We start from the raw sequence: 3,286 nt of genomic DNA on the forward strand, positions 1-3,286 counted from the left end.
GGTAGAGGGCGGTCTTGTCCTTATCGTCCTTGACCGAGGTCAAGAGCGCAGCTAAATACTGGGTTGGGTAATTGGCCGTCAGATGGCCGGTTTGGCAACTGTCGCATTGGTGTGTTTAAATGGACCAATTTGTCAGAATTCGACGTAAATACAGCTCAAAGTGCTTCAGGACTGCTATTTTGGAGATGTGCTGCTCAGATTTGAGATCTCTAACCATCGGTCGATCTTGGAACCTGTGGAACTGTCGATGGTCGCAGTCGACGAAGATAGACCCTCAGCTAGGAGCTTCGACCTGCTTGCCGAGCGTGTGTTGACGGTGGCTGGCATCTACGGTCCGAATGCTTCTGGTAAATCCAACGTCATTGAGTCGATCGACTGGCTCTCGAGGGCGGTGGCTCAATCGTTGCGAGCTTGGGATCAGTCGATACCCCGTGAGCCATTCAAATTTGGCCCTGGGCCGCAGTCGCCCTCGACGTACTTGGTGGAGATGGTTGTTGAAGGTGTGCGGTATATCTATCAACTTGACGTAGACGATGTCCAGGTGCTATTCGAGGGGCTCTATAACTATCCAGAGCGACGCCGACGTGTGCTTTTTGAGCGAGAGGGCCGTGATATCCGCTTCCGCCGAGGTCTTGGTGCGCTATCAGGAACGCGGGAGTTGTTAACTCCGAGCACGCTAGCGCTCTCTGCGGCTATGCGTTTTGATGTACCCCAGGTGCAACGCTTCGCGCGTGCACTCGGTGACATCAGGATTGTTGGTCAGCACTGGCCTTTGGGTGGGCGTCGTCCATCTATTGCGAATATGGTTGGCATGTCGGCAACTATGCGCTTGTTCGACGATAAGGGAACCGCGTTACGGTCCACACTCTTTCCTGATTCGGAGGTTGCCCACTCCGCAGATCGCGAGGCGGCTCTGGCTCTGCTTCGCTTTGCTGATCTTGGCATTGGCGAGGTGGAGATCGTTGAGGATGACCGCGAAGATAGCCTGACGATGTCACAGGCACGACGGAACGCACCAGGGCGGCTACGCTTCATCCATCGTGTTTTGGGACAGGAGCTGCCTTTTAGCTTAGAGGAGGAGTCAGCGGGCACACAGACCTGGTTCTCTCTCATTGGGCCGCTGTTGCATATCCTTGGGGAGGGTGGAATCCTTCTCTTCGACGAGATCGATGCAAGCCTTCACCCTCATCTTTCGGCACGTCTGCTCGAACTGTTCCAGGATCCTGATACCAATCCCCGAGGTGCCCAGCTTATCTTTACAACCCACGATACGAGCCTCCTCAACCATCTGAACCGAGATGAGGTCTGGCTGACCGAGAAGGGTGAGGGTGGCTTCACCACCCTCACCGCTCTGGCTGAGTACGGTGGTGACAAGGTAAGACGATCGATGAACCTGGAGAGGGCCTACCTTCAGGGACGCTTCGGTGCGGTCCCCGTTCTTGACCAGTTCACCTTGCGTCGGGTACTCGGTCTCGCGTCGGGCGATAGCTGATGGGCGCGAGTCGCCGGAGGACCCTTGGGCGGGGTTTGAAGAGGCGGGTTGCGGTCCGCCAGCCGCGAAAGACGATATTGATCTTCTGCGAAGGAGAACGAACTGAGCCGGAGTACCTGAACGCCCTGAGACATCAACCATGGGTGCGAGACATTGCGGCTGTTGATTTGCGGGTGCAGTCAAAACGTGGTGGGTTGGCGCCGAGGACTCTCGTCTCGCATGCGGTTGATGCGTGGCATAAGACTCTCAGCGAAGCGGCGGAGATCGATGAAGTTTGGTGTGTGTTTGACGTCGAGTGGCCGCAGAACCACCCCGGTCTATTAGATGCCGTGGAACTTGCGCAGCGCAGCGGAGTTTTATTGGCAATCTCAAACCCATGTTTTGAGCTCTGGCTCGTGCTGCACTTCCAGGATTGCGGTGCTTGGTTGGATAACGATCACGCCAGCCAGCTCCGCAGGAGGTTGGACAGATCAGATGACAAGGGAATCGATGCGATCGCCTATATGTCGCTCGTTCACGAGGCAGCGAGACGGGCACGGGATCTTGAGACACGACATCGGAGTAACGGAACCTCTTTCCCGCACGACAACCCCTCCTCTGGTATGCATCGACTCATTGCCACGATCGAGCAGGATCGAACCCCTTGAGTGGTGGGGCTCGCCCGTTGTCGCGCGCTCGATGGAGTGGTGATAGTTGAGCGAGGCTCATTGACCCGCCCGACCACAATGATTCATCCGGCCAGAATGAACAGGGTAGGCGATCTGGGTCCCACTGCGATCGTGGTGACAATCATTGGCCCGCCGATACTTCACATTCTGGTCGTTCAGTTGGTGATTGCGCCGTTGTTTCGGACAGAAGTGACCTTTACTCTGGCATAACGGTGGCTATTGGCCAGCGAGCATAGCTCGAACGTGTCTATGCAAACGCCACCCGGTCGCCAAATGGCTATGCAAACGCCACCCGGTCGCCAAAGCTACTTCGCAGGTGCCCGATCAGGTTGTTGTCGATAGGGATTGAGAGACCGTCAACCAGGAAGCGCATCGAGCCGATCTTGAGGACCACCGGGTGTTCACCTTCATGAGCCTCGAGAACCTGACGAAGCCGTTCAAGTTCGCTACGACTCGCGAGCTCCTCAGGCATGACCAGCGTCGCAACCTCCGCTCCATCGACAAACTCGGGTTGGATGAGCTCCACAACCTCGATGGCCATGGCGGCGATCTTTGGGCGTTCCTCTCGGGTGTCAAGACGTCCCTGAATCTTCAAAACCGTGTCTTGGGTAAGAAGCTGGCCGAACTCTGCCATGGTCTTTGGAAAGACCATCACCTCGATGGCCCCACGGAGATCCTCTAACGTGATCGTCCCCATCAGCTCGCCCTTTTTGGTGTGGCGTTTGGTGAGGGTCGTCGCGACCCCAACAACGGTAACAGCTTGACTTACACCCGTCTCGGCAAGTTCGAGGACCTCGGCAACCTTCAAGGCGGCGATCTTGGCCAACTGCGCATCGAGACCAGCGAGAGGATGAGAACTGACATAGAGACCGAGCATCTCTCGTTCAGCCTTTAAGAGAAGATCCTTAGGCCACTCGTCGCTAGATGGGTTGATCTCAAGCGTGACGACCCCTGCAGCTACGTCGGTTGGGTCTTCGAAGAGCGAGAAGACGCCTCGATCTCGCTCGCGACGCTTGTCGAGTGCCTGGTCGATTACGTTCTCATGGATCTCAGCGAGCCCCTTGCGCGCGTAACCGAGACTGTCAAAAGCCCCGCCCTTGATAAGCGATTCGATCGTGCGCTTGTT

At 56.5% G+C, this 3,286-nt stretch carries 3 protein-coding genes; 2 read left to right on the forward strand and 1 reads right to left on the reverse strand.

What is annotated here, in order from left to right; all coding sequences use genetic code 11:
• Positions 1-235: 235 nt before the first annotated feature.
• On the forward strand, positions 236-1,492 hold the full coding sequence (locus M7Q83_RS13915) for an ATP-binding protein (RefSeq protein ID WP_298340178.1): 1,257 nt from the start codon (positions 236-238) through the stop codon (positions 1,490-1,492).
• A 35-nt stretch (positions 1,493-1,527) separates the two neighbouring features.
• On the forward strand, positions 1,528-2,139 hold the full coding sequence (locus M7Q83_RS13920; RefSeq protein WP_298340172.1) for an RloB family protein: 612 nt from the start codon (positions 1,528-1,530) through the stop codon (positions 2,137-2,139).
• 298 nt (positions 2,140-2,437) lie between these two features.
• On the opposite strand, the gene M7Q83_RS13925 is transcribed toward M7Q83_RS13920, so the two are convergent.
• Positions 2,438-3,286, reverse strand: an 849-nt coding sequence (locus tag M7Q83_RS13925) for an OB-fold nucleic acid binding domain-containing protein (protein WP_298340175.1), incomplete at its 5' end; no start/stop codon positions are given.

It is taken from the genome of Ferrimicrobium sp. (genome assembly GCF_027364955.1).
GTDB lineage: Bacteria > Actinomycetota > Acidimicrobiia > Acidimicrobiales > Acidimicrobiaceae > Ferrimicrobium.